This is a genomic window from Nocardia sp. 852002-51101_SCH5132738, from assembly GCF_001665695.1.
In the GTDB taxonomy this organism is placed as follows: Bacteria; Actinomycetota; Actinomycetes; order Mycobacteriales; family Mycobacteriaceae; genus Nocardia; species Nocardia nova.
This window is the reverse complement of the sequence record NZ_LZML01000018.1, coordinates 30,631-56,359: the sequence shown is the minus strand read 5'-3', so window position 1 is coordinate 56,359 and position 25,729 is coordinate 30,631. Positions and strand designations below refer to the sequence as shown.

Genomic DNA, 25,729 nt, shown 5'->3' with positions numbered 1-25,729 from the left:
AAACTCTACTGCGCCAGCGCCTCTCGCGGACGCGGTTGGCGAATGCTCAGCGACATCGCCGCCGCCACCGCGCACAGACCTCCGGCGATGAACCAGGCCGGCTGGTAGCTGCCCTGCACGTCGCGGATGACGCCGGCCCCGGAAGCGGCGATCGCGGCGCCGATCTGATGTGAGGCGAACACCCAGCCGAAGGCGATCGGCCCGTCGGCGCCGAAGTGTTCGCGGCACAGCGCGACCGTCGGCGGCACCGTCGCGATCCAGTCCAGACCGTAGAAGATGACGAACACCCACATGCTCGGCCGCACATCGGGAGCGAACAGGATCGGCAGAATCAGCAACGACAGGCCGCGCAGCGCGTAATACATCGTCAGCAGGTACCGCGAGCCGATGCGGTCGGTGAGCCAGCCCGAGGCGATCGTTCCCGCGACGTCGAAGATGCCGACGGTGGCCAGCAGTCCGGCCGCGGTGGTGGGCGGCATGCCGTGATCGTGTGCGGCACTGACGAAATGGGTGCCGATCAATCCATTGGTGGAGGCGCCACAGATCGCGAAACCCCCTGCCAGCAGCCAGAATACGGGCCGGCGCACGATCGCGGCCAGGACGGTCAGCGCCCGCGCGGCCCCACCGGCCGCCGCGGTGCGCAGGCCCGCGTCGCTGCCGGGGCCGGCGCCGTAGGCGGTACGTCCGATATCGCCGGGGAAGTCACGGATGAACAGCACCACCAGCGGCACCACGGCCAGGGCGGTCGCGGCGACGACCAGCGCCGGGGCCCGCCAGCCGTGGTCGCGGGCCAGCATCGAGACGAGCGGCAGGAACACCAGCTGTCCGGTGGCGCCGGCCGCGGTGAGCACACCGGTGACCAGGCCGCGGTGCCGGACGAACCAGCGTCCGGTGATGGTGGCCACGAACGGCATCGACATCGATCCCACGCCGACGCCGACCAGCAGCCCCCACGTCGCCATCAACTGCCACGGCTGGGTCATGAAGACCGTGAGCCCGCTGCCCGCGGCGACGAGGAGCAACGCGCACGCCACCACCAGCCGAATGCCGAATCGGTCCATCAGCGCGGCCGCGAACGGCGAAATCACCCCGTACAGCAGCATATTCACCGAGACCGCGGCGCCGATGGTGCCGTGCGACCAGCCGAATTCCTCGTGCAGCGGATCCATCAGCACGCTGGGCACCGAGCGGAACGCGGCCGCGCCCAGCAGGGCGACGAAGCCGACGGCGGCGACAATCCACGCGGGATGCGGACGACGCGCGAATCGGGGCGTGGGCTGCTCTGGTGGCGGCGAAGGGATGTGGTCGGTGAGGCGAATTTCGGTCACCGAGCGAGCGTGCCGAATCGCGCGGTCGCCGACGAGTGGCCTGAATGCCATAATGCGTAAAGATTCAGCCATTCCTGCGCCGCGACGAGGAGACGACCGTGCCCGATCCACATCTGGTGGCAGTCCTGGCCCTGGCGCCCATCGTCGGCTTCGATATGACGATTCCGCCGACCGTGCTGGGCGCAGCGACCGACGACGACGGCTCCTCGCTCTACGACGTGCGGATCTGCGGGCTGGACCGGTCCCCGATCCCGTCCACCAACGGCTACGCCGTCACGCCGGCGTACGGCGCCGACCTGCTGGCCCACGCCGACACCGTGATCGTGCCGGGTACGACCATGCCGGGCCCGCGCCGCGACGGCGTCCTGCCGCCCGCGGTGACGGATGCGCTGGCATCGATCCGGTCCGATGCGCGCATCGTCTCGATCTGCACCGGCGCGTTCGTGCTGGGCGCGGCGGGCATCCTCGACGGCCGCCGTGCCACCACCCACTGGAAATACGCGGCGGACTTTCGCACCCTGTTTCCCGCCGTGCGGCTCGACGAGGATCTGCTGTTCGTCGAGGACGGAAATGTCTGCACCGCAGCGGGTCTGGCGGCCGGGGTGGATCTGTGCCTGCATCTGGTGCGCTCCGACCACGGCAGCGCGGCCGCGAACCGGGCCGCCCGCCACTGCGTGGTGCCGCCGTGGCGTGAAGGCGGGCAGTCTCAGTTCATCGAACAGCAGGTCCCCGATCCGGGCGCGGAAAGCACCGCCGCCACCCGGGAATGGGCGCTCGCGCGACTGAGCGACGATCTGGACCTCACCACCCTCGCCGCACACGCCCGGATGAGCGTGCGCACGTTCACCCGCCGCTTCAAGGCCGAGACCGGCACGGCACCCGGCGCCTGGATCCTGCACCAGCGGATGCGCCACGCGCGCCATCTCCTGGAGACCACGGCACTCACCGTCGACGAGGTCGCGCGGGCCGCCGGTATGGGCACCGCCGCCTCGCTGCGCCACCACCTGCGCACTCAGCTCGGCGTCGCGCCGATCGCCTATCGCAGGACCTTCCGGCAGCCGAGGGCGCAGCGAGAGCAGCCGGTCGCGCGGTAAGCACGTCCCCGGCCCGGAGCATGGCCGCGACGCGCGCGCCGACCCATTGACAACCCCCGCTACCCGGGTGCTACCTTAGGCAAGGGTTACCTGTTTAGGCGAGGCTTACCTCTCGAAAAGACCCTGCAATTGTCGTCAGAGCATCCGAGGCCGACCGTGTACATCTGCATCTGCAATGCCGTCTCCGAAGCGGACGTGCACACCTGCGTCGCCGCCGGCGCCTGTTCGACCAGACAAGTCAAGAAGGCCTGTGGCTGGAAGCCGGGTTGCGGCTCGTGCACCGCCCGATTGGCCGAGGCGATAGGCCGGGCGCGCACCGACGCACCGGCAGAGTCGACCGCTGCCTGACACCGACACGCACCCCGCTCATTCCCCTGATCTGTGATCTGTGCCACGATCACACATCATGGAAGGCGACAAGGAAATCATCGCGCTGCTCAACGAGCAGTTGACGGCCGAACTCACGGCGATCAATCAGTACTTCCTGCACGCCAAGATGCAGGAGAACTGGGGCTACCCCAAGCTGGCCAAGCACACGCGCCACGAATCGTTCGATGAGATGAAGCACGCCGAAGTCCTCACCGATCGGATCCTGTTCCTCGAAGGTCTGCCGAACTACCAGAAGCTCAACCCGCTGCGGATCGGCCAGACCGTCCCGGAACAGCTGCGCGCCGACCTCGAGATCGAGATGGAGGCCGTGACCCGGCTGCGCGGCGGTATCGAGCTGATGCGCTCGCGCGGTGACGTCACCTCCGCCCGCATCTTCGAGTCGATCCTCGAGGACGAGGAAAGTCACGTCGACTACCTCGAAACCGAACTCGAACTGCTGAGCACGCTGGGCGAACAGCTCTATCTGCAGCGCTACACCGATACCCCCGAAGGGGACTGACGCCGTCACAGCACCCGGCCGCCGACGCATCGCGGCCGGGTGTTCGTGCGCCGAAAGCGCCTACAACGCCAGTGATTTGGCGATGATCGTCTTCATCACCTCACTGGTTCCGGCGTAGATGCGGGCCACCCGGGCATCGGTGTAGAGCCGCGCGATCGGATATTCCATCATGTAGCCGTAGCCACCGAACAGCTGCAGGCAGCGATCGACCACCCGGGCCTGCATCTCGGTGCAGAACAGCTTCACGCGCGCGGCGTCGGCCCCGGACAGTTCCCCGTCGACCAGGTCGGCCACCGCCCGGTCCAGCATGGTCTGGGCCGCCTCGATCTCGGCGGACATGGCCGCCAGTTCGAACTTCGTATTCTGGAACGAGGCGACCGGCGTGCCGAATGCCTTGCGCTGCTTCACATAGTCGACGGTGGCGGTGAGCGCGGCGCGCGATTGCGCCACCGATCCGACCGCGACCGTCAGCCGCTCCTGAGGCAGATTGTGGCCGAGGTAGCCGAATGCCGCGCCCTCCGCACCGAGCCGGTTCGCCGCCGGCACCCGCACCTCGTCGAAGGAGAGCTCGACGGTGTCCTGCACCTTGCAGCCCATCTTCTCCAGCACCCGGCCACGCGAGAAGCCGGGCATGCCGTCCTCCACGACCAGCAGCGTCAGCCCGTGCCGGCGGTTGTCCGGATCGGTCGAGGTCCGGCACACCACGATCACCAGATCGGCCAGCAGCCCACCGGTGATGAACGTCTTGGCTCCGCTGAGAACGTAGTGGTCACCGTCGCGGACGGCGGTGGTCCGCACCCCGGCCAGATCGGATCCGGTGCCGGGTTCGGTCATGGCGATGGCGGTCAGCAGCCGGCCCGACGCCAGGCCGGGAAACCAGCGCTCGCGCTGGGCCGCGTCGGCGTAGTCGAGGAAGTACGGCAGGATCACGTCCAACTGGGTGCGCACGGTCGACAGCGTGACCAGCGCCCGCGCCGCCTCCTCCTGCAGCACCACGTTGTAGCGGTAGTCGCGCAGCCCCGCTCCCCCGTACTCCTCGGGAATCGCGATGCCGAGCAGGCCCGATTCGCCCAGCCGCGTGAAGATTTCACGCGGCATCCGGCCGGCGCGTTCCCAGTCCGGGTAGTTCTCGACCACATGCTTGTCGATGAATTCGCGGGCCAGTGCCCGAAACGATTCATGGTCGGCGGTGAACAGTTCTCGGCGCACGCCGGTCCTCCGATCAGTTCAGCAGTTCGACGACGGTGGCGTTGGCGGTGCCGCCGCCCTCGCACATGGTTTGCAGGCCGTAGCGAATACCGTTGTCGCGCATGTGATGAATCATGCGGGTCAGCAATACCGCGCCCGAGGCGCCGAGTGGATGGCCGAGCGCGATGGCCCCGCCCAGCGGATTCGTCCGGACGAGGTCGGCGCCGGTTTCGGCCAGCCAGGCCAGCGGCACCGGCGCGAACGCCTCGTTCACTTCGAACACGCCGATCTCGGCGAGCGACAGCCCGCACCGGCGCAACACCTTCTCCGTCGCCGGGATCGGGCCGGTGAGCATCAGCACCGGATCCGCGCCGGTCACCGCGCCGCCGCGATAGCGGACCAGCGGTGTCAGGCCCAGGTCTCGGGCCTTGTCCGGGGTGGTGATCAGCACCGCGGCCGCGCCGTCGGAGATCTGCGACGAGTTGCCGGCGTGGATCACCCCGTCCGCGCGAAAGGCCGGTTTCAGCCGGGCCAGCGTATCGGCGGAGGTGCCGCGGCGAATGCCCTCGTCGGCGCCGACCGTGGCCGAACCGGCGGGCACGTCGACGATCTGGTCGTCGAAGGCCCCGCGGTCGACGGCCGCGGCCGCCAGTTCGTGCGAGCGCGCGGCGTAGTCGTCGAGGCGGGTACGGGACAAGCCCCACTTCTCGGCGATGAGTTCGGCCGAGATCCCCTGGTCGAAGGAGAAATCGTGATAGCGCGCACGGGCTTTCGGCCCGTACGGCATCCCGGTGGCGCGGGCCGAGCCCAGCGGCACCCGGCTCATCACTTCCACACCGCCGGCGATCACCAGGTCCTGCTGTCCCGAGCCGACCACGGCGGCCGCGAAATCGACTGCCTGCTGGCTGGATCCGCATGCGCGGTTGATCGTGGTGCCGGGAACCGCTTCCGGCCAGCCCGCGGCCAGGACCGCATAGCGGCCGATATTCGACGACTGGTCGCCGACCTGCGAGACGCATCCCCAGATCACGTCGTCGACGAGCGCCGGATCCAGACCGGTGCGCTCGGCCAATGCGGTCAGCACCAGCGCGGACAGGTCCACGGGGTGGATATCGGCCAAGGCGCCGTTGCGTTTGCCGATCGGGGTGCGGACCGCCGCGGCGATGACTACCTCACGCATCTGTTCGACCTTCGTCGTCGGGCCGATCCGCACGGCGGATCGGCGGTCTGGTGACCGTCCAGCGGCCGGTGAACCGGGGCGGGCGTTTCTCGGCGAAGGCCGCGAACGCCTCCGGTGCGTCGGCGGTGGCGAAATTGATCCCCTGCGCCCGCGCCTCCCCGGCCAGCGCCTCCCGCAGACTGCGGTCGGCGCCCTCGTTGAGCAGGGCCTTGGTCTGGGCCAGCGCCACCGGCGGCCCCGCCGCCAGCCGTGCCGCCAGGTCGTCGACGAAACCGTCGAGTTCGGCGTCCTCGCACAGCCACGTCACGAGGTTCAGTTCGCGCGCCTGTTCGCCGTCGATCGTCTCGCCCAGCAGCGCAAGCCTTTTCGCCTGTTGCAGTCCGGCGATCTTGGGCAGCAGCCAGGTGCCGCCGAGATCCGGGGACAGCCCGCGCGGGGCGAAGATCTGGGAGAACCGGGCCCGCGGGGTCGCCACGACGAAGTCGCAGCCGAGGGCGAGATTCCACCCGGCACCGACGGCCACGCCGCGCACCTTCGCCACGGTCGGCATGGGTAGTTCGTGCAATGCGAGCGCCACCTCGGTCAGCGCCCGCATCCGATAGGTCGGATGGGTGTTGTCGGGCGTGGAAATATCGGCGCCGGAACAGAATTCACCACCCGTGCCGGTGAGAACCACCACGCGCACGTCCAGGTCTGTGGCGGTGGCGCGCAGCACGTCCTGCAGCGCCGCCCACAGTTCGGCGTCGATCGCGTTCTTGCGATGCGGCCGATTCAAGGTCAGCGTCCGCACACCCGCGTGATCGGCGCAGTGCAGGACCGGGTCATGCGAGACCATGACGGTGCTCCCGTTCCGGGCGGCGGCCACGCCCACCGCCACCGGCATGACGCGGGCACGACGATGTGCGCGGCGTCGAACGCGCGGACCCGGCGTTTCGGTCGGCGATCGTGTCAGCGCACATGAGCGGCAGCCACCCCCGCGTCGCGGGAGCCGATTACGCCGGCCGCCCGCCATCGAGCGATCTCGTCTGCGCTGCAGCCGATTTCGGCCAGCACCGCATCGGTGTGCTCCCCCAGACCGGGCACCGCGCCCATCGGCGGCTGGTAGCCCTCGATCACGGCCGGGGGCAGCAGGGACGGGATCGGCCCGTTCGGGGTGTCGATACCGCGCCAGCGGTCGCGTTCGGACAGTTGCGGGTGGGCCAGGACCTCGCTGGGCCGGTTGTAGCGCGCGTTGCCGATTCCGGCGGCGTCGGCGGACGCTTGGATGTCGGCCAGATCGTGTCGCGCACACCAGCTTCCGATCACCTCGTCGAGCTCGGCGCGATGGGCGACCCGGCCGGGATTGGTGCGGAAGCGGTCGTCGGCGGCGAGATCCGGGCGTTCGAGGATGTCGCGGGCCAGCCGCTGCCATTCCCGGTCGTTCGTCGTGCCCAGCACCACGGTCTGCCCGTCGGCCGTCGGGTAGGCGCCGTACGGCGCCACCGCCGGTGAACTCATGCCGAGCGGCTGCTGGTCGATTCCGCTGTGCCGGGCGTAGGTGAGGTGATAGCCCATCATCTCGGCCATGGTGTCGAACAGGCTCACCGATATCGCCGTGCCCGGGCCCGGCCCGCGCCGCAGCCGCCCGCACAGCGAGGCCACGATCGACAGGGCCGCGTACAGGCCCGTGGTCACATCCGCCACCGGCGGACCGGGTTTGGCGGGCGCGCCGGCCGTGCCGGTCACCGCACACACCCCGGCCTCGGCCTGGACCAGCAGGTCGTAGGCGCGCTTGTGCGACAGCGGCCCGCCCGCGCCGAATCCGTCGATGGTCAGCGAGATCAGATCCGGGTGCCGGCTCTCCACCTCCGCCGGGGACAATCCCAGCCGGTCCAGGGCTCCGGGTGCCAGATTGGCGACCAGCACGTCGGCGCGCTCCAGCAGGCGATGCAGGAGTTTCACGCCCGCAGGCGATTTCAGGTCGAGGGTCACCGATTCCTTGCCGCGGTTGACCCACACGAAATGCGCGGCCTGGCCCTCGACCACGTCGTCGTAGTAGCGGGCGAAGTCACCGCCGTCCGGGTTCTCCACCTTGATCACCCGCGCCCCGAAATCGGCGAGGGTGCGCGTGCACATCGGCGCGGACACCGCCTGTTCCAGCGCCACCACCGTGACCCCGGCGAGCGGGCCCGCCGCCTGCGGATCGATGATCATCACATCACCATGCCGCCGTCCACCGGCAGCACCTGCCCGGTGACGAAGGAGGCGGCGTCGGAGGCCAGGAAGACGAACGCTCCGGCCACCTCGTCCGGTTCGGCCCAGCGCCGCAACGGAATTCGGTTCAGCATCTGCGCGGCGAATTTCTCGTCGGTGCGGATGGTGGTCGTCATCGGCGTGGCCGCCAGCGGGGCCAGCGCGTTCACCAGGATGTTCTTGCGGGCCAGCTCGCGAGCCAGCGATTTGGTGATGCCCACGATCGCGGCCTTGGCGGCCGAATAGTTCACCTGCCCCAGGGTTCCGGTCAACCCGGCCGAGGAGGTGACATTGATGATGCGCCCGGTGCCGTCGGTGGGCAGATACGGCAGCGCCGCCTGCGCGCAGTTGAAGGTGCCCAGCGCGTGGATGTCGTAGAGGCGGCGCATCGAATCCACGGTGGTGGCGCCGAACATCGCGGGCGCCGTGACACCGGCGTTGTTGACCACGATGTGCAGTGTGCCGCCGGCCAGCGCCGCACCCTGCTCGGCCGCGGAATCGGCGGCGCCGCGGTCGGATACGTCCAGCGCGCAACTCGCCGCCCGCCCCCCGGCGCCGACGATCTTGTCGGCGACCGCCGCCGCGGCGGCGGCGTCGATATCGGTGACCAGTACCGCGGCGCCGGCGGTGGCCAGCGCCTGCGCCACCGCCGATCCGATGCCGCCCGCGGCGCCGGTGACCATGGCCGCGCGGCCGGTCAGATCGAAAAGTCCTCGTGCCGGCATCAGTAGCTCCTCGGCAATCCCAATGTGTGCGAACCCAGGTAGTTCAAGATCATTTCCTGGCTGACGGGGGCGATGCGCATGACGCGCGCCTCGCGGAAGTAGCGGGCCACGTGGTACTCCTCGGCATATCCCATCCCGCCGTGGGTCTGCATGGCACGGTCGGCGGCGGTGAAGCCGGCGTCGGCACACAGATATTTGGCCGTATTCGCCTCGCGGCCACAGGGTTTACCGTTGTCGTAGAGCCAGGTCGCCTTGCGCAGCACCAGTTCCGCGGCATCCAGATGGGCCAGCGAATCGGCGAGCGGGAACTGGATGCCCTGATTCATGCCGATCGGCCGGTCGAAGACCACGCGCTCGCCGGCGTATTTGACCGCCCGGTCCAGCGCGACGCGGCCGATGCCGAGCGCCTCGGCGGCGATGAGCATTCGCTCCGGATTCAGCCCGTCGAGCAGATACCGAAAACCTTCGCCCTCCTCGCCCACGCGATCCTCGACCGGAACCCGCAGATCGTCGATGAACACCTCGTTGGAGGAGACGGCGTTGCGACCCATCTTGGCGATCGGGCGGATATCGATGTGGGCGCGGTCGATATCGGTGAGGAACAGGGTCATCCCGTCGGTTTTGCGCCTCACCTCGTCGTAGGCGGTGGTCCGGGTCAGCAGCAGGATCTTCTCCGATTCCAGCGCCTTGGAGATCCACACCTTGCGGCCGTTGACGATGTAGTGGTCGCCGTCGCGGCGGGCGAAGGTCGTGATCCGGCTGGTGTCCAGGCCCGCCCCCGGCTCGGTGACTCCGAAGCAGACGTGCAGGTCTCCGGCCGCCACCCGGGGCAGCGTCCGCCGCTTGAGCTCCTCGGAGCCGTGGCGGACCACCGGCTGCATGCCGAAGATCGAGAGATGAATCGCGGTGGCGGCGTTCATTCCGCCGCCCGAGCGGGCGACCTCCTCGGCGAGAATGGTCGCCTCGGTCAGTCCCAGGCCGTGGCCGCCGTACTCCTCGGGGATGGTGATGCCGAGCCAGCCACCGGCGGCGATCGCCTGGTAGAACTCCGTGGGGAATTCGTGGTCCTGGTCCTTGCGCATCCAGTAGCGGTCGTCGAATTTTCGGCACAGTTCGGCTACCGCCGAGCGGATCAGCTGCTGATCCTCGGTCGGTTCGAATGTCATTCCGGCGGACATGCGCACTCCTGCTCTCCGGTCGCCGCACCCCTCAGTCCGAGGCCGGCAGGGCCTTGGCCGCCTTGATCGTCATCGGGGTTCCGTCGCAGCGCAGTTCACCGGAACCCGAACTGGTACACAGTAATTCGACCGAATCGGCCGCGTCGACGTAACGCTTGCCGATCAGTGTCACCGGTTCTCCCGCGGCGGGTGCGGCCGGTGGCGCGCTCGCGGCCGGAACCAGAGGGCTTCCGCCGCAGGTCAATACGGGACTGGCATCGACGGGCGCGCGCACCACCACCACCTTGGTGCCGCAGACGGTGCTGGCGAGCTGTTCACCGGGACGCAGGGCTGCCATGCTCTCGACTCCTCTTCCTGGACTGTGCGACTAGAAAACTATCTTCTCATATTTAGAGAATCAACCTTCTACTTCTGCGCCGGGATCGACTCCCGCTCGCAGCCCGCCGCTCTAACGAACAGGCCGCGCCGCCGACAGCAGCGACCGTCCGACGCTCCGCACACCTCGCGCGGACCACTTCTGAGCAGGGAGTTTCCCGCACTTCGTGCCGAACATTGACGAGTCGGCCCCTCACGTGAAAATCTATTGATCCGTTGAGGAGAATGTCATTCTCCTGAATGAGAGGAGGAGAGGATGCGCCTGCCGCCCCTGCCGGCCGACCAATGGGACGATCGGACCCGCGGTGCCCTGGCCGCTCTGCTGCCACGCGCTCGGCGCAACCCCGACGGCGCCGGACCCGCGATGTCGGCTCTTGCCAGACATCCGGACCTGGCCGAGGCGTATCTCGGCTTCGGCGTCTACCTGCTGTTCCGATCCACCTTGCCGCCACGCGTGCGCGAGATCGCGATCCTGCGCATCGCGCACCGCCGTCAGTGCGCCTACGAATGGGCCCACCATGTCGCGATGGCCGATTCCACCGGCCTGTCCGACGCCGACATCGACGGGATCCGCGACGGACGGCTCGCCGGCGAGTTCGATCGGCTGCTGCTCGCGGCGGTCGACGAACTCGACGAGAAGTCGCAGCTGTCGGACACCACCTGGGCCGCGTTGAGCGACTACCTCGACGAACGCCAGCGCATGGATCTGGTCTTCACCGTCGGCGGCTACGCCATGGTCGCGATGGCCTTCAACACCTTCGGCATCCAGCCCGATCACGAGAGGTAATCCCTTGCCGCACTTCAGCAAACCAGCCGCCGGAAGCTGGACCGAGAACTATCCCGAACTGGGGACCGGCACCGTCGACTACACCGATTCGATCGACCCGCAGTTCTACGAGGACGAGCGCAACGCCATCTTCCGCAAGAGCTGGCTGTGCGTCGGCCGCGATGTGCTGCTGCCGCGCAAGGGCAGCTACTTCACCAAGGAACTGGCCTGCATCGGCACCTCGCTGATCATCGTCCGCGGCACCGACGACGTGATCCGGGCCTTCCACAACATCTGCCGCCACCGCGGCAACAAACTCGTGTGGGACGACTTCCCGAACGAGGAGACCTCCGGCACCTGCCGGCAGTTCACCTGCAAGTACCACGCCTGGCGCTACAACCTCGACGGTACGTGCACCTTCGTTCAGCAGGAGAAGGAATTCTTCGGCATGGACAAGGCCGACTACGGCCTCGCCGACGTGCGCTGCGAGGTGTGGGAGGGGTTCATCTTCGTCAATGTCGACCCCGACGCCCCGCCGCTGCAGGATTACCTCGGCCCGATGGTGAAGGGGCTGGAGGGATTTCCCTTCCACGAATTCACCGAGGTCTACAGCTACAAGGCCGAGGTGGGCAGCAACTGGAAACTGTTCATCGACGCGTTCGCCGAGTTCTATCACGCGCCGATCCTGCATATGAAGCAGGCGGTGAAGGACGAGGCCGACAAATTGGCCGACGTCGGCTTCGAGGCCCTGCACTACCAGATCGACACCCCCCATTCCATGGTGTCCTCGTGGGGCGGCATGGCCCCGCCGAAAGACCTCGACATGGTCAAGCCGATCGAGCGGGTGCTCCGCTCGGGCCTGTTCGGACCGTGGGACCGGCCCGATATCGAGGGGCTGGATCCCATGCCCCCCGGGATCAATCCGTCCGGCCATCGCGCCTGGGGCGTGGACGAATTCGATGTGTTCCCCAATTTCGCGATCCTGGTGTGGGCGCCGGGCTGGTTCCTCACCTACAACTGGTGGCCGACCTCGGTGCGCACGCACATCTTCGAGGCGAACCTGTATTTCACACCCCCCAAGAACGCCCGCGAACGGCTGCGCCAGGAATTGACCGGCGTGACGTTCAAGGAATACGCGTTGCAGGACGCCAACACCTTGGAGGCCACCCAGACGATGCTGGAAACCAGTGTCGTCAAGGAATTCCCGCTCAACGACCAGGAAGTCCTGCTGCGGCATCTGCATCATGTCGCGCAGCGCAAAGTTCAGGAGTACCGCGATGCCAACGTCTGAGACGAAGAAACTGCCCGGAGAATTCGCCGAACTGGAGAAGTTCTCCGACTGGATCATCGACACCGAGCCCGAACGCTATCGCAAACGGCTCGCCTCCGATATGGCGCAGATGCAAGCGTTCTACGACGCCGCGTTCCCCCGGCTCGAGGAGGCGCTCGACTATCTGGACCAGTTCCCGCTCGACGAAATGCCCGACGACGCACGATATCTGACACATCTGATGCAGTCGCTGATCATGGTGTCGTTCCCGGTCGAGGTGTGGAAGCAGCCGCGGGTGCCCGATTCGGGTGCGGCCTATCTGAATCTCGTGCGCGAGACGGTGGTGTAAGCCGATGCTGACGCTGAAGGCCGCCGGTGTCCTCGACATCGATTCCGGTGAGATCATCCGCCCCGGCGTGGTCCGGGTGGCAGACGACCGCATCGTCGGCGTGGGCGGCGAACCCGAGGGCGAGGTCGCCGATCTCGGCGATCTGGTGCTCCTGCCCGGTCTGATGGATATGGAAGTCAACCTGCTCATGGGCGGGCGCGGGGAATCCGGGCTGGCCTCCAGCGTCACCGACGATCCGGCCACCCGGGTGCTGCGGGCGGTGGGTAACGCCCGCCGCACCCTGCGCGCGGGGTTCACCACGGTGCGCAACCTGGGCCTGTTCGTCAAAACCGGTGGCTATCTGCTGGATGTGGCGCTGGGTAGGGCGATCGACAAGGGGTGGGTGGACGGTCCGCGGATCGTGCCGGCCGGGCACGCCATCACCCCCACCGGCGGCCATCTGGATCCGACCATGTTCTCCGCGTTCATGCCCGACGTCCTGCACCTCACCATCGAGGAGGGCATCGCCAACGGCGTGGACGAGGTGCGCAGGGCCGTGCGCTACCAGATCAAGTACGGCGCCCAGCTGATCAAGATCTGCGTTTCCGGTGGCGTCATGTCGCTCACCGGAGCACCTGGCGCACAACACTATTCGGACGAGGAACTGCGCGCGATCGTGGACGAGGCGCATCGGCGCGGACTCAAGGTGGCCGCGCACACGCACGGCGCGGAGGCGGTCCGGCACGCCATCGCCGCCGGAATCGACTGCATCGAACACGGTTTCCTGATCGACGACGAAACCATCGCGCAGATAGTCGCCGCCCGCACCTGGCTGGTACCGACCACCCGCCTGGCCGACGCCATGGACGTCTCCAAGGCGGATCCTGCGCTGCAGGCCAAGGCCGCGGAGATGTTCCCGAAGGCGCGCCTCTCGGTCAAGGCCGCCTACGACGCCGGGGTGCGCATCGCGGTCGGCACCGACGCGCCCGCCATCCCGCACGGCCGCAACGCCGACGAGCTCGTGGCACTGGTCGAACGCGGACTGGCACCGATCGACGTGTTGCGCGCCGGCACGATCAACGCCGCCGAACTCATCGACGCCGACGACCGCGGCCGGATCGCGCCCGGCCTGCTGGCCGACATCATCGGTGTGCCGGGCAATCCCGTGGACGACATCACCGTGACCCAGGATGTGCGATTCGTGATGAAAGGCGGAAAAGTGTATGTCCAGAAATGACGATCTGCTCGATATCCAGCAGCTGCTGGCGCGCTACGCGGTCACCATCACGAAGGGCGATATCGAGGGGCTGTTGAGCGTTTTCGCCCCCGACGGCACCTACAGTGCCTTCGGCGACACCTATAACCTCGACGTGTTCCCGGAGCTCGTGGCGGCCGCGCCCAAGGGCCTGTTCCTGACCGGCACACCGGTGCTCGAACTCGACGGCGACGACGCCTCCGGCACGCAGACGTTGTGCTTCGTCGAGCACTCCACCCACGACATGCGGATCGGCTACTACAGCGACACCTATGTCCGCACCGTCGACGGCTGGCGGATCAAAACCCGCAGAATGACCTTCATCCGGCGCAGCGGCGACCACGATTCCGGTATCCCGCACGCATTCGACCGCCCTGCCGTGTGAGCGGCCCCGGCCCGAAAGTGACGTTCGCACACAGTGATCGAGGGAATCGCAGAGATGGGTACCACGGATATCGCGACGTTTCGGGACGATCTGCGGCGATGGCTGGCGGACCACGATCTCACGCCGGGCCCGGATCGCAGTCTCGACGGCCAGGTGGCCCAGCTGGCCCGGGTGCGGCGCGCCCTCTTCGACGCCGGCTGGATGCGCCACGGCTGGCCCGAACAGGTCGGCGGGCTCGGCGGGCCCGCGGTGCTGCGAGCGGTACTCGGTGAGGAAGTCGCCACCCGCGGCCTGGCCGAACCCGGCATCTACTCGATGGTGGAAGTGCTGGCGCCCACGATGATCTCCTACGCCCGGCCGGAACTGGCCGCCGCGATGGTGCCCGCGCTGCTGTCGGGGCGCGAACAGTGGTGCCAGGGGTTCTCCGAACCGGGTTCCGGTAGCGATTTGGCGTCCCTGAGCACCAAAGCCGTTGCCGACGGCGGCAAGTGGATCATCAGCGGCCAGAAGGTCTGGACCAGCTTGGCCCAGTACTCCGCCCGCTGCGTCCTGCTGACCCGCACCGCGCCGGGCCACGAGGGCATCACCGCGTTCTTCGTCGATATGGACTCCCCCGGGATCACCGTGCGCCCACTGCGGACCATGCACGGCGTCGACGAATTCGCCGAAGTGTATTTCGACGACATCGTCGTGCCCGGCGATCGCATGCTGGGCAAGCCCGGGGACGGCTGGCGGGTGGCGATGGATCTGCTGCCGCACGAGCGGTCCACCTGCTTCTGGCACCGGATCGCCTACCTGTTCACGCGATTGGACGCGCTGATCGCGGACACGGACCTGCGCGACGACGCCGCCCTGGGCGCTGCCTATCTCGCGCTGCACACCGTGCGCTGCCGCTCGTACGCCACGCAGCGGCGGCTGGCGGACGGACAGCGGCTCGGTCCGGAGACCTCGATCGACAAGGTGCTGCTGGCCACCGCAGAACAGCAGCTGTTCGACACCGCGCGCGACATGCTCCCGGGCGCAGTCGAATTCGACGACGAGGAATGGCGTACCGAATATCTGTATTCTCGGGCGGCCACGATCTACGGCGGGACCGCCGAGATCCAGCGCAATATCATCGCGCGCCGCCTGCTCGATTTGGGGCGGGAATGAGACGCGGGTGTTCATCTGCCGCGCGTTGTTGCCGCGTGCGGACCCAACTCGCTATAAGCCGCGAAGGCCTGTCCCGGTCCTGCCGCCACAGAACAGCGGCCCCGGGCGCACCGCACCGCAACGAGTTTCGAACGGATGACCATGGACGCCGATGAGATCGCACTGCTGACCGACAGCCTGCGCGCCACCATGACCGGCAGCACGGGTGATGCGCTGGATGACGCGCTCCTCGACTTCGGATGGCTCGACCTGCTGATCGAAACTCCGGAAGTGGCGATACCTCTGGTATTCCGGCTGCTCGGTGAGACCGGCGCCCATGCTCCCGTTCTCAACGACGTCATCGCGCACGCCGCCGGCCGCGACCTGCCTGCCCGGGTCGCGCTTCCCTTTACCGGTGGGCGCTGGATCATGTGGGAGCGAACCGGCGTAGCTCCATCCGCTCCGGCTGCGCCCAGCCGGACCGCGGTCGATCCCGGGGCCGATCCGATCGTCGGCGGCACGCCGGGCGGTTCCCGGCCCGATGCGATGGACCCGACAGGCCGGTCGGCCACGGGTGCCGACCGCGACTCCGGCGCCGTGAGCAGTGGTCCTGATTCGATTGCTGCACAACACTTTTCCGCACCGCCGATGCTCGACCCCGAGCTACCGCTGCGCCGAGTTTCCGCCGGCGAGACGCTTCCGCTGGCCGAGGGCCGCCGCGCGCTCTCCTGGTGGCTGGCGGGAACGAGCCGCGCGATGCTGAATCTCGCGCGCCGCCACGCCCTCGACCGGGTCCAGTTCGGCCGCCCACTGGCCGCCCACCAGGCCGTCCGGCACCGCCTGGCCGAAACCCTGGTAGCCATCGAGGGCGCCGAGGCCACCCTCGCCACCGCCGACACCGATCTCGGCGCGCTGCTGGCCAAGGCCGCCGCCGGCCATGCCGCGCGGATCGCCGCCCGCCACTGCCAGCAGGTCCTGGGCGGTATCGGGTTCACCGCCGAACACGACTTTCACCGGCACGTCCGCCGGGCGTTGGTCCTCGACGGATTACTCGGCAGCGCAGCGGAACTGACGCGCGAAGCGGGCGTCTGGGTGCGCACGCGCGGCACCGCTCCGCGGCTCGCGCAGCTGTGAGTGTCTTCGGCCGGCGCCGTTCGCCAGCGCTTGCGGTGCCCGGGGCCGAACAGATCGTGCAAACCTCGACGAATAATGCGGAAAACCGCGCAATGCCCCGAGGTTTGCACGCCTGGTTCGGCCTGAGCCGACCCGAGGCGGTGGCAGTGTTCATCGGCTGCGGATAGCTTGCAGTGGTGCACGACCACCTCGACGACGATCTCCGGTTCGCCCATGTTCTCGCCGATTCCGCCGACGCGGTGAATATGGACCGGTTCAAGGGCCTCGACCTCGCGGTCCGGGCGAGACCGGATATGGCCACGGTGAGCGACGCCGAGAACGCCGTGGAGAAGCTCGTCCGGGGCCAGCTGCGCCGATCCCGCCCGCGCGATGCGGTCCTGGGCGCGGGTGACGGACTGGAGGGCGGCGGTCCGCGCTGCTGGGTGGTCGACGCCATCACCGGACTCGAGAACTATGTGCGCGGTGTGCCGGTGTGGGCCACGCAGATCTCCCTACTGGAGGTTGCCGAAGGCGGATATCGCCCCATCGTCGGCGTCGTCTCCGCGCCCGCACTCGCCCGCCGCTGGTGGGCCGCGAAGGACCACGGCGCCTTCACCGGGCGCAGCTTGACCTCGGCGTCGCGGCTGCGAGTTTCCGGCGTTTCGAACCTGACCGACGCCTCGTTCGCCTACTCCACCGTCACCGTCTGGGCGGACGACGGCCGCCTGGACAGCTTCCTCACCCTGTCCCGCGACGCGTGGCGCACCCGGGCCTACGGCGAATTCTGGTCGTACATGATGCTCGCCGAGGGCGCGATCGACATCTGCGCCGATCCCCGCCTGTCGCCGGGCGATATGGCCGCCAACGCGATCATCGTCACCGAGGCCGGCGGCACCTTCACCGGCTTCGACGGCAACCCGAACCCGCTCAGCGGGAATGCGGCGGCCTCGAACGGATTGCTGCACAACGAGTTACTGACGTACGTAAGCCGGCGCGACTGACGCCCCTCGGCATCGCCGACCACACAGAATCTCCACAACTGATACCGGTTCTCTCCACACGAGCTCGCTAGGCTCCCCGAGCATGGAACAGAACCCACCGGTGGAGGCCACGACAGCGCGGCGGATCCTGGTCGTGGACGACGAGTCCACGATCGCGGACTCGGTGGCGGCTCGGCTGCGGGCCGAAGGGTTCACGGTCACCACGGCTCCGGACGGTCCCGCGGCGGTGGCGGCCGCCGAGACGTTCGAGCCGGACCTGGTCGTCCTCGACGTGATGTTGCCCGGCTACGACGGGCTGGAGGTGTGCCGGCGGATCCAGGCCGAGCGCTCGATACCGGTGCTGATGCTCACCGCGCGGACGGACGAAACCGACCAGCTGATCGGACTCGGGGTGGGCGCGGACGACTATCTGACCAAACCGTTCTCGCTGCGGGTGCTCACCGCGCGCGTGCATGCTCTGCTGCGGCGGGTCGAACGCGCCGGTGATCAGCGCGGGGCGGTCACCGTGGTCGGCGATCTGCGCATCGACAGCGATCAGCGCAGGGTCTGGCGCGGCGGGGTCGAAGCCCAGCTCACTCCGCTGGAATTCGATCTGCTGGCCCGTCTCGCCCGGCGTCCCCGCGCGGTGCTCGCCCGGGAGCGGCTCCTCGAAGAGGTCTGGGACTGGGCGGATGCGGCCGGTACCCGGGCCGTCGACAGTCACATCAAGGCGTTGCGACGCAAACTCGGCGCCGACCTGATCCGCACCGTCCACGGCGTCGGCTATGCCCTGGAGATCCGATGAGCGCGCGCGCCGACCTCGACGCCGGCGAGCGTGCCGATCTCCGGGCCGCGAGCCTGGTGACGCAGCTGTCGGATCGGCTACCGCGGCCGCTGGATCGAATCCGATCCATCAAACTCAAACTGGCCGTCCTGATGACCTTCTCGGGTGGGCTCGCCTTCGCCTGGTTCAGTCAACGGATCGGCTGGCTGCCGCCGATGACCACACTGACCGCGATGCTCATCGCCCTGGTGTCGTCCCAATTCCTGGCGCACGGCATCACCACGCCGCTCCGGGAGATGACCGCCGCCGCGCAACGCATGGCACACGGCGACTACACCAGCCGGGTGCGCGCGTCCTCCCGCGACGAGGTGGGACAACTGGCCGAAGCGTTCAATCGGATGGCGACCGACCTCGCCGCCGCCGACCGGCAGCGCCGCGAACTGATCGCCAATGTCTCGCACGAGTTGCGCACCCCGATCACCGCCTTGCACGCGGTCCTGGAGAACCTCGTGGACGGCGTATCCGAGCCCGATCCGAAAACACTGGAAACCGCACTGGCACAGACCGAACGGCTCGGGCGCCTCGTCTCCGAGCTCCTCGATCTGTCCAGCATCGAGGCCGGAGCGATCCCGCTCGACCGCGAACAATTCGATATCGCACCGACTTTCGCGACGGTGACCGCCGAGGCGGAGGTCATGACCGCGGCGCTGGGCCGCGGTATCCACTTCCGCAGCACGATCGATCCCGCCACCGCCACCGTGTACGCCGACCGCGCCCGCCTGCACCAGGTGTTGCTGAACCTGCTGGACAACGCCGCCCGGCACGGCCCCGCCGGCGGCGAAGTCCGCCTGCTCGCCCACATCGCGGGCGAGCACCTGGTCATCGATGTCGAGGACGACGGGCCCGGCATTCCTCCCGCGCAACGCGAGCGCATCTTCGACCGCTTCACCCGCGGCGGCAGCACCGACGGCGGCGGCACCGGACTCGGTCTCGCCATCGCCCGCTGGGTGGTCGACCTGCACCACGGCTCCATCGCGGTCGCCGAACCCGGCTCACGGATCCGCGTGATACTCCCGGCCACCGCGCCGCACCACCACTGACAGCCCGAAACTCACAGCCCGGCAGACCGATTCGGTCCCGGGCCGATACCCCACACCCTCAGGAGGACCGGCCGTGCCCGAAGAATCCACCCCCGACCGCACGCGATCACCGGAACCGGCGGACTCCGCCGGTCGCGATCGTCCGCTGTGCGCCGACGCCCATTCGGAACCGAATCGACCGGACATTCCACCGGACCGAGACGACACCACGGGGCCGGATCGTCAGCTGAAACCGGCACCGGCATCTCCTCCGGCCTCAGCCAAACCGGCTGCCCCGGAGACGGGTTCAGCCGCGGACGCTTCGGTCCCGAACGGCTCCGGCGAAACTCCGGGCGCCGCGTCGCACGATATCTCCACCGCCGGCGGCTCGGCACCAGCCGGGCACACCGAGGCGCCGGTGTGGTCGCGGAATGCCGGTACCGCCACAGCTGTGGTCGCCGACCCGCCTCGCTGGGGCTCCCCGTCCGCGCCTCCCGTCGCGCCCCGTGGGCGATGGGTCGCCTACCCAGCGGGCGTGCTCCCCGCCGCGGGAGTGGCAGGTCTGGTCGCGGCAGCCACCGTGCCGGTGGATCGGCCCGGAATCGGCTGGCTGCTAGCGGGTTTCGCCATCGCCGTCGCGATCGGTACCGTCCATCGTCGCGCCGCGGACCGCGCGGAAATACCCACCGAGCGCCGGCACCGCCCGAGCCGCTGGTGGGCGGCCGCCGCACTCGCACTGCTCGCGGTCGGCACCTTTCGGGCCGCGGGGTGGTTGTTCGTCCTCTGCCTGATCGCGGCGGCCGTCTGCGGATCGCTCGCCGTGGTCGGCCGGCCCTCGGCGCGGGGGGTGTTCCACGATGCGATCGCGGTCCCGCTGGCATCGGCCGGCGCCCTCGCCTGGGTGTACGCGGCGCAGGGAAGGTTGCGCGGCAGCACCGGAGCCCGGCACTGGCGACTCGGTGCGTCCGTGGCCGCGACGGTGGCGTTGCTGGCGGTGTTCGTGCCGCTGCTCGCCGGTGCCGACGCCACGTTCGCCGCCATCGTCACGGGGCTGGTGCCGCGCATGGACGCCCCCACCACCACTCGATGGATCGTGCTGTTCCTGCTCACCGGTACGACAACTCTCGGCGCGCTGTACGTGCTCGCCGGGCCCCCGGCTCCTGCCGACGCGGGGAGCACACGCGCGAAACACACGCTGGCACGACCGGAATGGGCGCTGCCGGTCGGGGCGCTGACCGTGTTGTTCGCATCGTTCCTCGGCGCGCAGCTGGTGGCCCTGTTCGGTGGCGACGACTATGTGCAGCGCACCGCCGGGCTGACCTACGCCGACTACGCGCGCAGTGGATTCTGGCAACTGGCCGCGGTCACCCTGCTCACACTCGCCGTCATCCTGCCCGTCCTGCACCGGGCCGCCAGGGATTCGGCGGCCGACCGCCTCTGGTTGCGCGGCCTGCTCTGCACGATCAGCGGGCTCACCCTGGTGATCATCGCCTCCGCGTTCGGTCGCATGTGGACCTATCAGCAGGCATACGGATTCACCGTGCTGCGTCTGCTGGTCGGAACCTGCGAACTCTGGCTCGGCGTCGTGTACCTGCTGGTGGTCGTCGCGGTCCTGCGCCTGGAAACGGCGTGGCTGCCGCGCACCACCCTCGCGACCGCGGTGGCCGCGCTGCTGATGCTCGCCGTCGCGAATCCCGAGGCGCTGGTCGCTTCGGAGAACATCGATCGCTGGCAGCGCGGTGCAGACCTCGACGCGGACTATCTGTCGGGGCTGTCGGCCGATATCGTCCCCGTCCTCGACCGCCTCCCGGGACCGATCCGCCTCGACCTGAGGCAGCGGCTCACGCACCGAGAAGACGACGAGACCTGGAACAGCTGGAACCTGGCCCGGATGCGCGCGGGTGAATGACCGCGAACATCACGCAGTGCCGGCGGCCCCGGCCGGACGGCATGTAGCGCCGGGCCGCCACCACTCAGATCCCGAAGTCCCGCAAGGCTTCCAGGACTTCGTCCGCCAGTTCCGGACGGCAGATGAGCAGATCCGGGAGGTAGGGATTGGGCTGGTTGTAGATGAGCGGCGAGCCGTCCAGGCGCGAGGTGTGCAGGCCCGCGGCGGCGGCCACCGCGACGGGGGCGCAGGAGTCCCATTCGTACTGCCCGCCGGAGTGGGCGTAGATGTCGGCTTCGCCGCGTACGACCGCCATGGCTTTGGCGCCGGCCGAACCCATCGGGATGGTCTCGGCGCCGAGCGCGGCGGTGAGATGGTGCACGCAGGCGGGTGGGCGACTGCGGGAGACGACGATGCGCGGCGGGCCGTCGTGGGCGGGCGGGAGTACCGGCGGCGCACCGGTTTCCAGCACCAGCCCGGGCACCGGAAGCGCGACGGCGCCGATCTCGGCGCGGCCGTCCACCGCCAGCGCCACGTGCACGGCCCAATCCGCTCGCGGGGGCTGCCCGTATTCGCGGGTGCCGTCGAGCGGGTCGACGATCCACACCCGGCTGCGGGACAGGCGAATCGGATCGTCGGTGCTCTCCTCCGACAGGACCGCGTCGTCGGGGCGCAGCTCCGCGAGCCGCTTCAGCAGCAGTTCGTCGGAACGCCGGTCCCCGACCGCACCACCCTGGTCACGAATCTCGAGCAGGAGCTCACCGGCTTCCCGGGCGAGCTCGGCGGCCACCGCGTGGTCGTCCATATTCGGTTCTCACTCTCCCGCCGGACGGCGAACCGACGCCGACCGGGCGCACCTGGCGCGCCGGCGTTCGGCCGGCGCTCGCATCGCCCCGCGGCGATCGGCGGGACCCTTGCAGTGTGCCAGCCGGTGCGGCCGCGGTGGCGTGCCCCCTGTCGCTGCGGGTCGATCAGGGGGCCGGAGCAGCCGCTCAGCAGGCGGGTGCGGTGCCGCCCTGCAACTTCAGCAGAGCGCAGAAGGTGGAGGCGGCGACCTTCCACTGCCCGTTCTCCTGCACGGCCTGCCCGGACTGATCCGGCAGCACCGGATTGCCGCCCATGAGCAGCGTGTAGGTGACATCGGCATGGCCGGCGTCGACCGTGACGACCTTCGAGACGGTGGCGGAGGTGCCCTGCGCCTGCGGGTTGTTCGCCTGGGCGGCCAGCACCGGCGCGAACACGTCGCCCTTCTCCACCGCGGCCGCGCGTTTGTCGGCGGGCTGTTTGGCGTCGAAGAACAGCACGTAGGAGTCGGTGACGGCCTTGGTGGTCGCCGGGTCGGCCGCCGACGATCCGGCGGCGGGCGCCGCCGCCGAGGTGGTCGCCGCCGCGGCCGTGGTGGTCGAGGCGCTGTTGTCGGACTTGTCGTCGCTACAGCCGGTGACGGTCGCCGCTGCGATCACCGCGATGCCGCACAGACTCGCCGCGCCGCGAATCATCTTGTTGCGCATGGATATACCCTTCACTCGATCTTCTGTTTCATCTCGTCCAGGTTGACCAGAATCGGATAACCGTTGACGCTCAGCGCATTACCGTGCCCGGTCTGGTGCACGTCGAACACCGACTGGATGGCCGCGTAGAAGCCCTGCACATCGAGGGTCTGGTTGACCGCGCGCTTGGCCTGGCGCAGACCGAACGGCGGCATCGCGGCGATGCGTTCGGCCAGTGCGCGGGTGCGGGCGTCGAGGTCGGCACGGGGCACGACACTGTTGACCATGCCGATCTGTTCGGCCTCCCGCGCGGTGACCGCCCGCCCGGTGAACAGGATCTCCTTGGCCTTGCGCGGGCCCAATTCCCACGTGTGCCCGTGGTATTCGACGCCGCCGATGCCCATCATCACCACCGGATCGGAGAACTGTGCGTCCTCGGCGGCGACGATCAGATCGCACGGCCAGCACAGCAGCAGCCCACCCGCGATGCAGCGGCCCTGCACCGCGGCGATGGACGGCTTCGGGATGTTGCGCCAGCGCAGCGAGAATTCGAGGTACTTTCTCGATTCGATGGCGTAGATGCGTTCGAGGGTGACCGTCGACGGGTCCGGCCACGAGCGGTCCTTGAGATCGTGTCCGGCGGAGAAGTGTTTCCCGTTGGCGCGCAACACGATCACCGCGACATCGTCGTCGGCGCCGGCCTTCTGCCAGGCGGCATCCAGTTCTTCCAGTAGTTCGCCGTTCTGGGCGTTGGCTGCCTCCGGGCGGTTGAGTGAGATGGTCGCGATCTTGTCGGCGACCTCGTATTCGATGTACGACATGGCGACTCCTCAGCCTCGGGGCAGACCGAGCACGCGCTCGGCGATGATGTTGCGCTGGATTTCGGATGTGCCGCCGGCGATCGTCCCGGCGAAACTGCGGGTATAGCGTTCGAACCAGCTGGCGCCGAAGGCATCCAGATTCAACGGGTTGAACGCCGAGGTCCGCGCCGGGTGGATCAGGCCATCGGCTCCCTGCGCGCGCAGCGCGTGTCCGGAGGCGGTCTGCACCGCCTCGGAACCGAAGACCTTCAGCACCGACAGCGCCGCCACATCCTGTTCGCCGCGCGCGGCCCGGGCCAGCGCCGCCGAACCCAGTAACCGCAGGGCGTAGCTGTCCATGATCAGGGTGGCGTAGTGATCGCGATCGAGCACCGTCTGCGGAGCGAAATCGGCGGCGAGTTCCTCGAGCCGGTCCGCGTAGGACAACCACAGCAGTGTGCGTTCGTGTCCGAGTGAACCGTTGGCGACGCCCCATCCGCCGTGCAGCGGGCCGACCAGATTCTCCGCCGGCACCCGCACGCCTTCGAAGAACACCTCGTTGAAATCCAGATCGTGCGGACCGCACACCGAGGCGAACGGCCGGCGCGTCACGCCGGGGGTATCGGTGGGGATCAGCAGCACGCTGATGCCCTTGTGTTTCGGCGCGTCCGGGTCGGTGCGCACGAAGGTCAGCAGCACGTCGGCGTCGTGGGCGCCGGAGGTCCACACCTTCTGCCCGTCGACGACGAATTCGTCACCGTCGCGCACCGCCCGGGTACGCAGACCGGCCAGATCCGATCCCGCGCCGGGTTCGCTCATGCCGAGTGCGGCGGTGATCTCCGCGCGCAAAATCCTTCTCGCCCAACGCGTTTTCTGCTCCTCGGTGCCGAACGACAGCAGCGAGGCCGCGACGATTCCGACGCCCTGCGGATTGAAGCTGTGATAGATGCGCCGATCCGACAGCTCCTGCAGATGCACGTACTGCTGCAGGATGGTGGCATTGCGCCCGCCGAATTCGGGCGGATTACCGGGCAGCAGCCAGCCGTGATCGAACTGCAGCCGCTGCCAGTCCCGCGCCCATTCGGGCACGTCGGCACTGGAATGCGACCGCCGCCGGCTCGCGGTGGCCGCATCGGGCAGATGGGCGTCGAGGAAGGCTGCGAATTCGGCCCGGAACTCCTCGACGTCGTCGTCAAATCTCAGTTGCACGGCACTCCTCGGCGATCAGCGCCCGGTGTTCGGCCGCACCGCCGAGCATCAGCTCGCCGGCCTGGGCACGTTTGAGCGCGAACTGCAGGTCGTTCTCCCAGGTGAATCCCATAGCTCCGAACAGCTGTAATCCGTTGCGGAACACCACGTTCTGGCACTCTCCCGCGGCGGCCTTCGCCATCGAGGCCGCCAGCGCCCGGCGCGGATCGTCCTCGGCGATGGTCAGCGCGGCGAAATAGGCCAGCGCCCGGGCCCGCTCGATCGCCACGTGCATATCGGCGGCCTTGTGTTTGACCGCCTGCAGCGAGCCGATCGGCACGCCGAACTGGTGGCGGGTGCGCACATGGTCGAGCACCAGATCCAGAATCCGCCGGCAGGCACCGACGACGGTCAGAGCCATTCCGGTGACGGCGAACTGACGCGCCCGCGCCACATCCACGGTGCTGCGCCGATCGTGTCCGGCACGCACGCCTTCGAAGCGCACCTCGGCGATATGCAGCACGGGATCGAAGACCGCACTGCGGCGCACCTGCACCTCGGCGGCCGGCACTACGAACACACCGGCCCTGGTCACCACCGCGAACTGTTCGGCGCGGTCACCGTCCAGGACGTGGTGCGCGGTGCCGCCGAGCACCCAGCCGTCGGCGTCGAGGACCGCGTTCACACCGTCGTACACGGCCGTGCCCGACCGTGCGGGATCCGCGAATTCCGGTGCCAGCGGCGCGAATTGGGTCATCGTGGCCAGATACGGCGTCGGATCGGTGGCCCGGCCCAGTTCCTCGAGGACGATCGCCAGCTCGACAGCGGCCGCGTCCCCGGTCAATTCGGTCCAGCCCAGCCCGATGTAGCTGCGCCACAAGGGCATCGGGTCACCGTCCTTGTCGGCGATCTCCCGGATCAGCGTCGCCGGGCATTGTCTGCCGACCGCCTCGCGCACGGTGTCGCGCCAGAGTCTTTGTTCGGAGTCGAACTCCAAAAGCATCCCGGACCGCCTCTCTGGCCACTAGACTGCCTACCGACGCGAGAATATCATTCTCCACAACAGAAAGTAACAGTCTCTCG

Annotated in this window: 27 protein-coding genes; 14 read left to right on the top strand and 13 right to left on the bottom strand. The window is 68.7% G+C overall.

All coding sequences use genetic code 11. From position 1 onward, the window contains the following. Positions 1 to 5 precede the first annotated feature (5 nt). Entirely contained in the window at positions 6 to 1,319 is a 1,314-nt protein-coding gene (locus A5789_RS02050) for an MFS transporter (protein ID WP_369817552.1), read from the bottom strand. A 107-nt stretch (positions 1,320 to 1,426) separates the two neighbouring features. Between A5789_RS02050 and A5789_RS02045 the strand changes: the two genes are divergently transcribed. The 3 genes from A5789_RS02045 to bfr all read left to right on the top strand — a co-directional run bounded on the left by A5789_RS02045 (position 1,427) and on the right by bfr (position 3,311). After that, positions 1,427 to 2,422, top strand: coding sequence for a GlxA family transcriptional regulator (locus A5789_RS02045; RefSeq protein ID WP_064905375.1), 996 nt, complete (start codon positions 1,427 to 1,429; stop codon positions 2,420 to 2,422). A 156-nt stretch (positions 2,423 to 2,578) separates the two neighbouring features. Next, complete coding sequence (locus tag A5789_RS35225) at positions 2,579 to 2,770, top strand: bacterioferritin-associated ferredoxin (protein WP_063011840.1); 192 nt, start codon at positions 2,579 to 2,581, stop codon at positions 2,768 to 2,770. 58 nt (positions 2,771 to 2,828) lie between these two features. Continuing rightward, entirely contained in the window at positions 2,829 to 3,311 is a 483-nt protein-coding gene (gene bfr / locus A5789_RS02035) for a bacterioferritin (RefSeq protein WP_030516368.1), read from the top strand. A 60-nt stretch (positions 3,312 to 3,371) separates the two neighbouring features. Here bfr and A5789_RS02030 read toward each other — a convergent pair whose 3' ends face one another. The 7 genes from A5789_RS02030 to A5789_RS02000 form a co-directional block, all read right to left on the bottom strand. Beyond that, entirely contained in the window at positions 3,372 to 4,520 is a 1,149-nt protein-coding gene (locus tag A5789_RS02030) for an acyl-CoA dehydrogenase family protein (RefSeq protein WP_064905380.1), read from the bottom strand. Between the two features lie 13 nt (positions 4,521 to 4,533). Next, positions 4,534 to 5,679 (bottom strand): thiolase family protein, encoded by a 1,146-nt coding sequence (locus A5789_RS02025; RefSeq protein ID WP_064905382.1) that lies wholly within the window; start codon positions 5,677 to 5,679, stop codon positions 4,534 to 4,536. Continuing rightward, positions 5,672 to 6,514, bottom strand: a complete 843-nt coding sequence (locus tag A5789_RS02020) for an enoyl-CoA hydratase/isomerase family protein (protein WP_064910580.1) — start codon at positions 6,512 to 6,514, stop codon at positions 5,672 to 5,674. Before A5789_RS02020 ends, A5789_RS02025 begins: the two co-directional genes overlap by 8 nt. A 113-nt stretch (positions 6,515 to 6,627) precedes the next feature. Then, positions 6,628 to 7,872 carry a CaiB/BaiF CoA-transferase family protein gene (locus tag A5789_RS02015; RefSeq protein WP_064905453.1) on the bottom strand — a complete coding sequence of 415 codons (1,245 nt, stop codon included), beginning with the start codon at positions 7,870 to 7,872 and terminating at the stop codon, positions 6,628 to 6,630. After that, entirely contained in the window at positions 7,872 to 8,636 is a 765-nt protein-coding gene (locus A5789_RS02010; RefSeq protein ID WP_064905384.1) for an SDR family NAD(P)-dependent oxidoreductase, read from the bottom strand. The genes A5789_RS02015 and A5789_RS02010 overlap by 1 nt, the downstream gene beginning before the upstream one ends. Beyond that, positions 8,636 to 9,814, bottom strand: a complete 1,179-nt coding sequence (locus A5789_RS02005) for an acyl-CoA dehydrogenase family protein (protein ID WP_064905386.1) — start codon at positions 9,812 to 9,814, stop codon at positions 8,636 to 8,638. The genes A5789_RS02010 and A5789_RS02005 overlap by 1 nt, the downstream gene beginning before the upstream one ends. A gap of 31 nt (positions 9,815 to 9,845) precedes the next feature. Next, positions 9,846 to 10,151, bottom strand: coding sequence for a hypothetical protein (locus tag A5789_RS02000; protein ID WP_064905387.1), 306 nt, complete (start codon positions 10,149 to 10,151; stop codon positions 9,846 to 9,848). Between the two features lie 294 nt (positions 10,152 to 10,445). On the opposite strand from A5789_RS02000, the gene A5789_RS01995 reads away from it, so the two are divergent. The 11 genes from A5789_RS01995 (at position 10,446) to A5789_RS01945 (ending at position 21,189) form a co-directional block, all read left to right on the top strand. Then, positions 10,446 to 10,976: a carboxymuconolactone decarboxylase family protein gene (locus tag A5789_RS01995; RefSeq protein WP_063011773.1), complete on the top strand. Its 531-nt coding sequence runs from the start codon at positions 10,446 to 10,448 to the stop codon at positions 10,974 to 10,976. A 4-nt stretch (positions 10,977 to 10,980) separates the two neighbouring features. After that, positions 10,981 to 12,246, top strand: coding sequence for an aromatic ring-hydroxylating dioxygenase subunit alpha (locus A5789_RS01990; RefSeq protein ID WP_030516359.1), 1,266 nt, complete (start codon positions 10,981 to 10,983; stop codon positions 12,244 to 12,246). Further along, the gene (locus A5789_RS01985) at positions 12,233 to 12,574 is read left to right on the top strand and encodes a hypothetical protein (RefSeq protein ID WP_063011771.1); all 342 of its coding nucleotides are present in this window, start codon (positions 12,233 to 12,235) and stop codon (positions 12,572 to 12,574) included. Before A5789_RS01990 ends, A5789_RS01985 begins: the two co-directional genes overlap by 14 nt. A 4-nt stretch (positions 12,575 to 12,578) precedes the next feature. After that, positions 12,579 to 13,790 carry an amidohydrolase family protein gene (locus tag A5789_RS01980; RefSeq protein WP_064905389.1) on the top strand — a complete coding sequence of 404 codons (1,212 nt, stop codon included), beginning with the start codon at positions 12,579 to 12,581 and terminating at the stop codon, positions 13,788 to 13,790. Then, positions 13,777 to 14,193 carry a nuclear transport factor 2 family protein gene (locus A5789_RS01975; RefSeq protein WP_064905391.1) on the top strand — a complete coding sequence of 139 codons (417 nt, stop codon included), beginning with the start codon at positions 13,777 to 13,779 and terminating at the stop codon, positions 14,191 to 14,193. Before A5789_RS01980 ends, A5789_RS01975 begins: the two co-directional genes overlap by 14 nt. A 54-nt stretch (positions 14,194 to 14,247) precedes the next feature. Then, a complete protein-coding gene (locus A5789_RS01970; protein WP_064905393.1) occupies positions 14,248 to 15,345 on the top strand; it encodes an acyl-CoA dehydrogenase family protein in 1,098 nt (365 codons plus the stop codon). A gap of 135 nt (positions 15,346 to 15,480) precedes the next feature. Next, positions 15,481 to 16,458 carry an acyl-CoA dehydrogenase family protein gene (locus tag A5789_RS01965; protein WP_227462646.1) on the top strand — a complete coding sequence of 326 codons (978 nt, stop codon included), beginning with the start codon at positions 15,481 to 15,483 and terminating at the stop codon, positions 16,456 to 16,458. A 176-nt stretch (positions 16,459 to 16,634) separates the two neighbouring features. Then, positions 16,635 to 17,438 (top strand): inositol monophosphatase family protein, encoded by an 804-nt coding sequence (locus A5789_RS01960; RefSeq protein ID WP_064905455.1) that lies wholly within the window; start codon positions 16,635 to 16,637, stop codon positions 17,436 to 17,438. Positions 17,439 to 17,520: 82 nt separating this feature from the next. Further along, on the top strand, positions 17,521 to 18,222 hold the full coding sequence (locus A5789_RS01955) for a response regulator transcription factor (RefSeq protein ID WP_064905395.1): 702 nt from the start codon (positions 17,521 to 17,523) through the stop codon (positions 18,220 to 18,222). Between the two features lie 56 nt (positions 18,223 to 18,278). Beyond that, positions 18,279 to 19,301, top strand: a complete 1,023-nt coding sequence (locus tag A5789_RS01950; RefSeq protein ID WP_197516536.1) for an ATP-binding protein — start codon at positions 18,279 to 18,281, stop codon at positions 19,299 to 19,301. Between the two features lie 514 nt (positions 19,302 to 19,815). Continuing rightward, complete coding sequence (locus A5789_RS01945; RefSeq protein WP_227462645.1) at positions 19,816 to 21,189, top strand: DUF4153 domain-containing protein; 1,374 nt, start codon at positions 19,816 to 19,818, stop codon at positions 21,187 to 21,189. A gap of 64 nt (positions 21,190 to 21,253) precedes the next feature. Here the strand turns inward: A5789_RS01945 and A5789_RS01940 are convergent, their stop codons facing one another. The 5 genes from A5789_RS01940 to A5789_RS01920 form a co-directional block, all read right to left on the bottom strand. Further along, entirely contained in the window at positions 21,254 to 21,973 is a 720-nt protein-coding gene (locus A5789_RS01940) for a 3'(2'),5'-bisphosphate nucleotidase CysQ (RefSeq protein ID WP_064922676.1), read from the bottom strand. Between the two features lie 187 nt (positions 21,974 to 22,160). Continuing rightward, on the bottom strand, positions 22,161 to 22,679 hold the full coding sequence (locus A5789_RS01935; protein WP_064905399.1) for a hypothetical protein: 519 nt from the start codon (positions 22,677 to 22,679) through the stop codon (positions 22,161 to 22,163). A gap of 11 nt (positions 22,680 to 22,690) precedes the next feature. Next, positions 22,691 to 23,479 (bottom strand): enoyl-CoA hydratase, encoded by a 789-nt coding sequence (locus A5789_RS01930; protein ID WP_064905401.1) that lies wholly within the window; start codon positions 23,477 to 23,479, stop codon positions 22,691 to 22,693. Between the two features lie 9 nt (positions 23,480 to 23,488). Next, on the bottom strand, positions 23,489 to 24,667 hold the full coding sequence (locus A5789_RS01925) for an acyl-CoA dehydrogenase family protein (RefSeq protein ID WP_063011761.1): 1,179 nt from the start codon (positions 24,665 to 24,667) through the stop codon (positions 23,489 to 23,491). Then, positions 24,651 to 25,649 carry an acyl-CoA dehydrogenase family protein gene (locus A5789_RS01920; protein ID WP_063011823.1) on the bottom strand — a complete coding sequence of 333 codons (999 nt, stop codon included), beginning with the start codon at positions 25,647 to 25,649 and terminating at the stop codon, positions 24,651 to 24,653. The genes A5789_RS01925 and A5789_RS01920 overlap by 17 nt, the downstream gene beginning before the upstream one ends. Positions 25,650 to 25,729 lie beyond the last annotated feature (80 nt).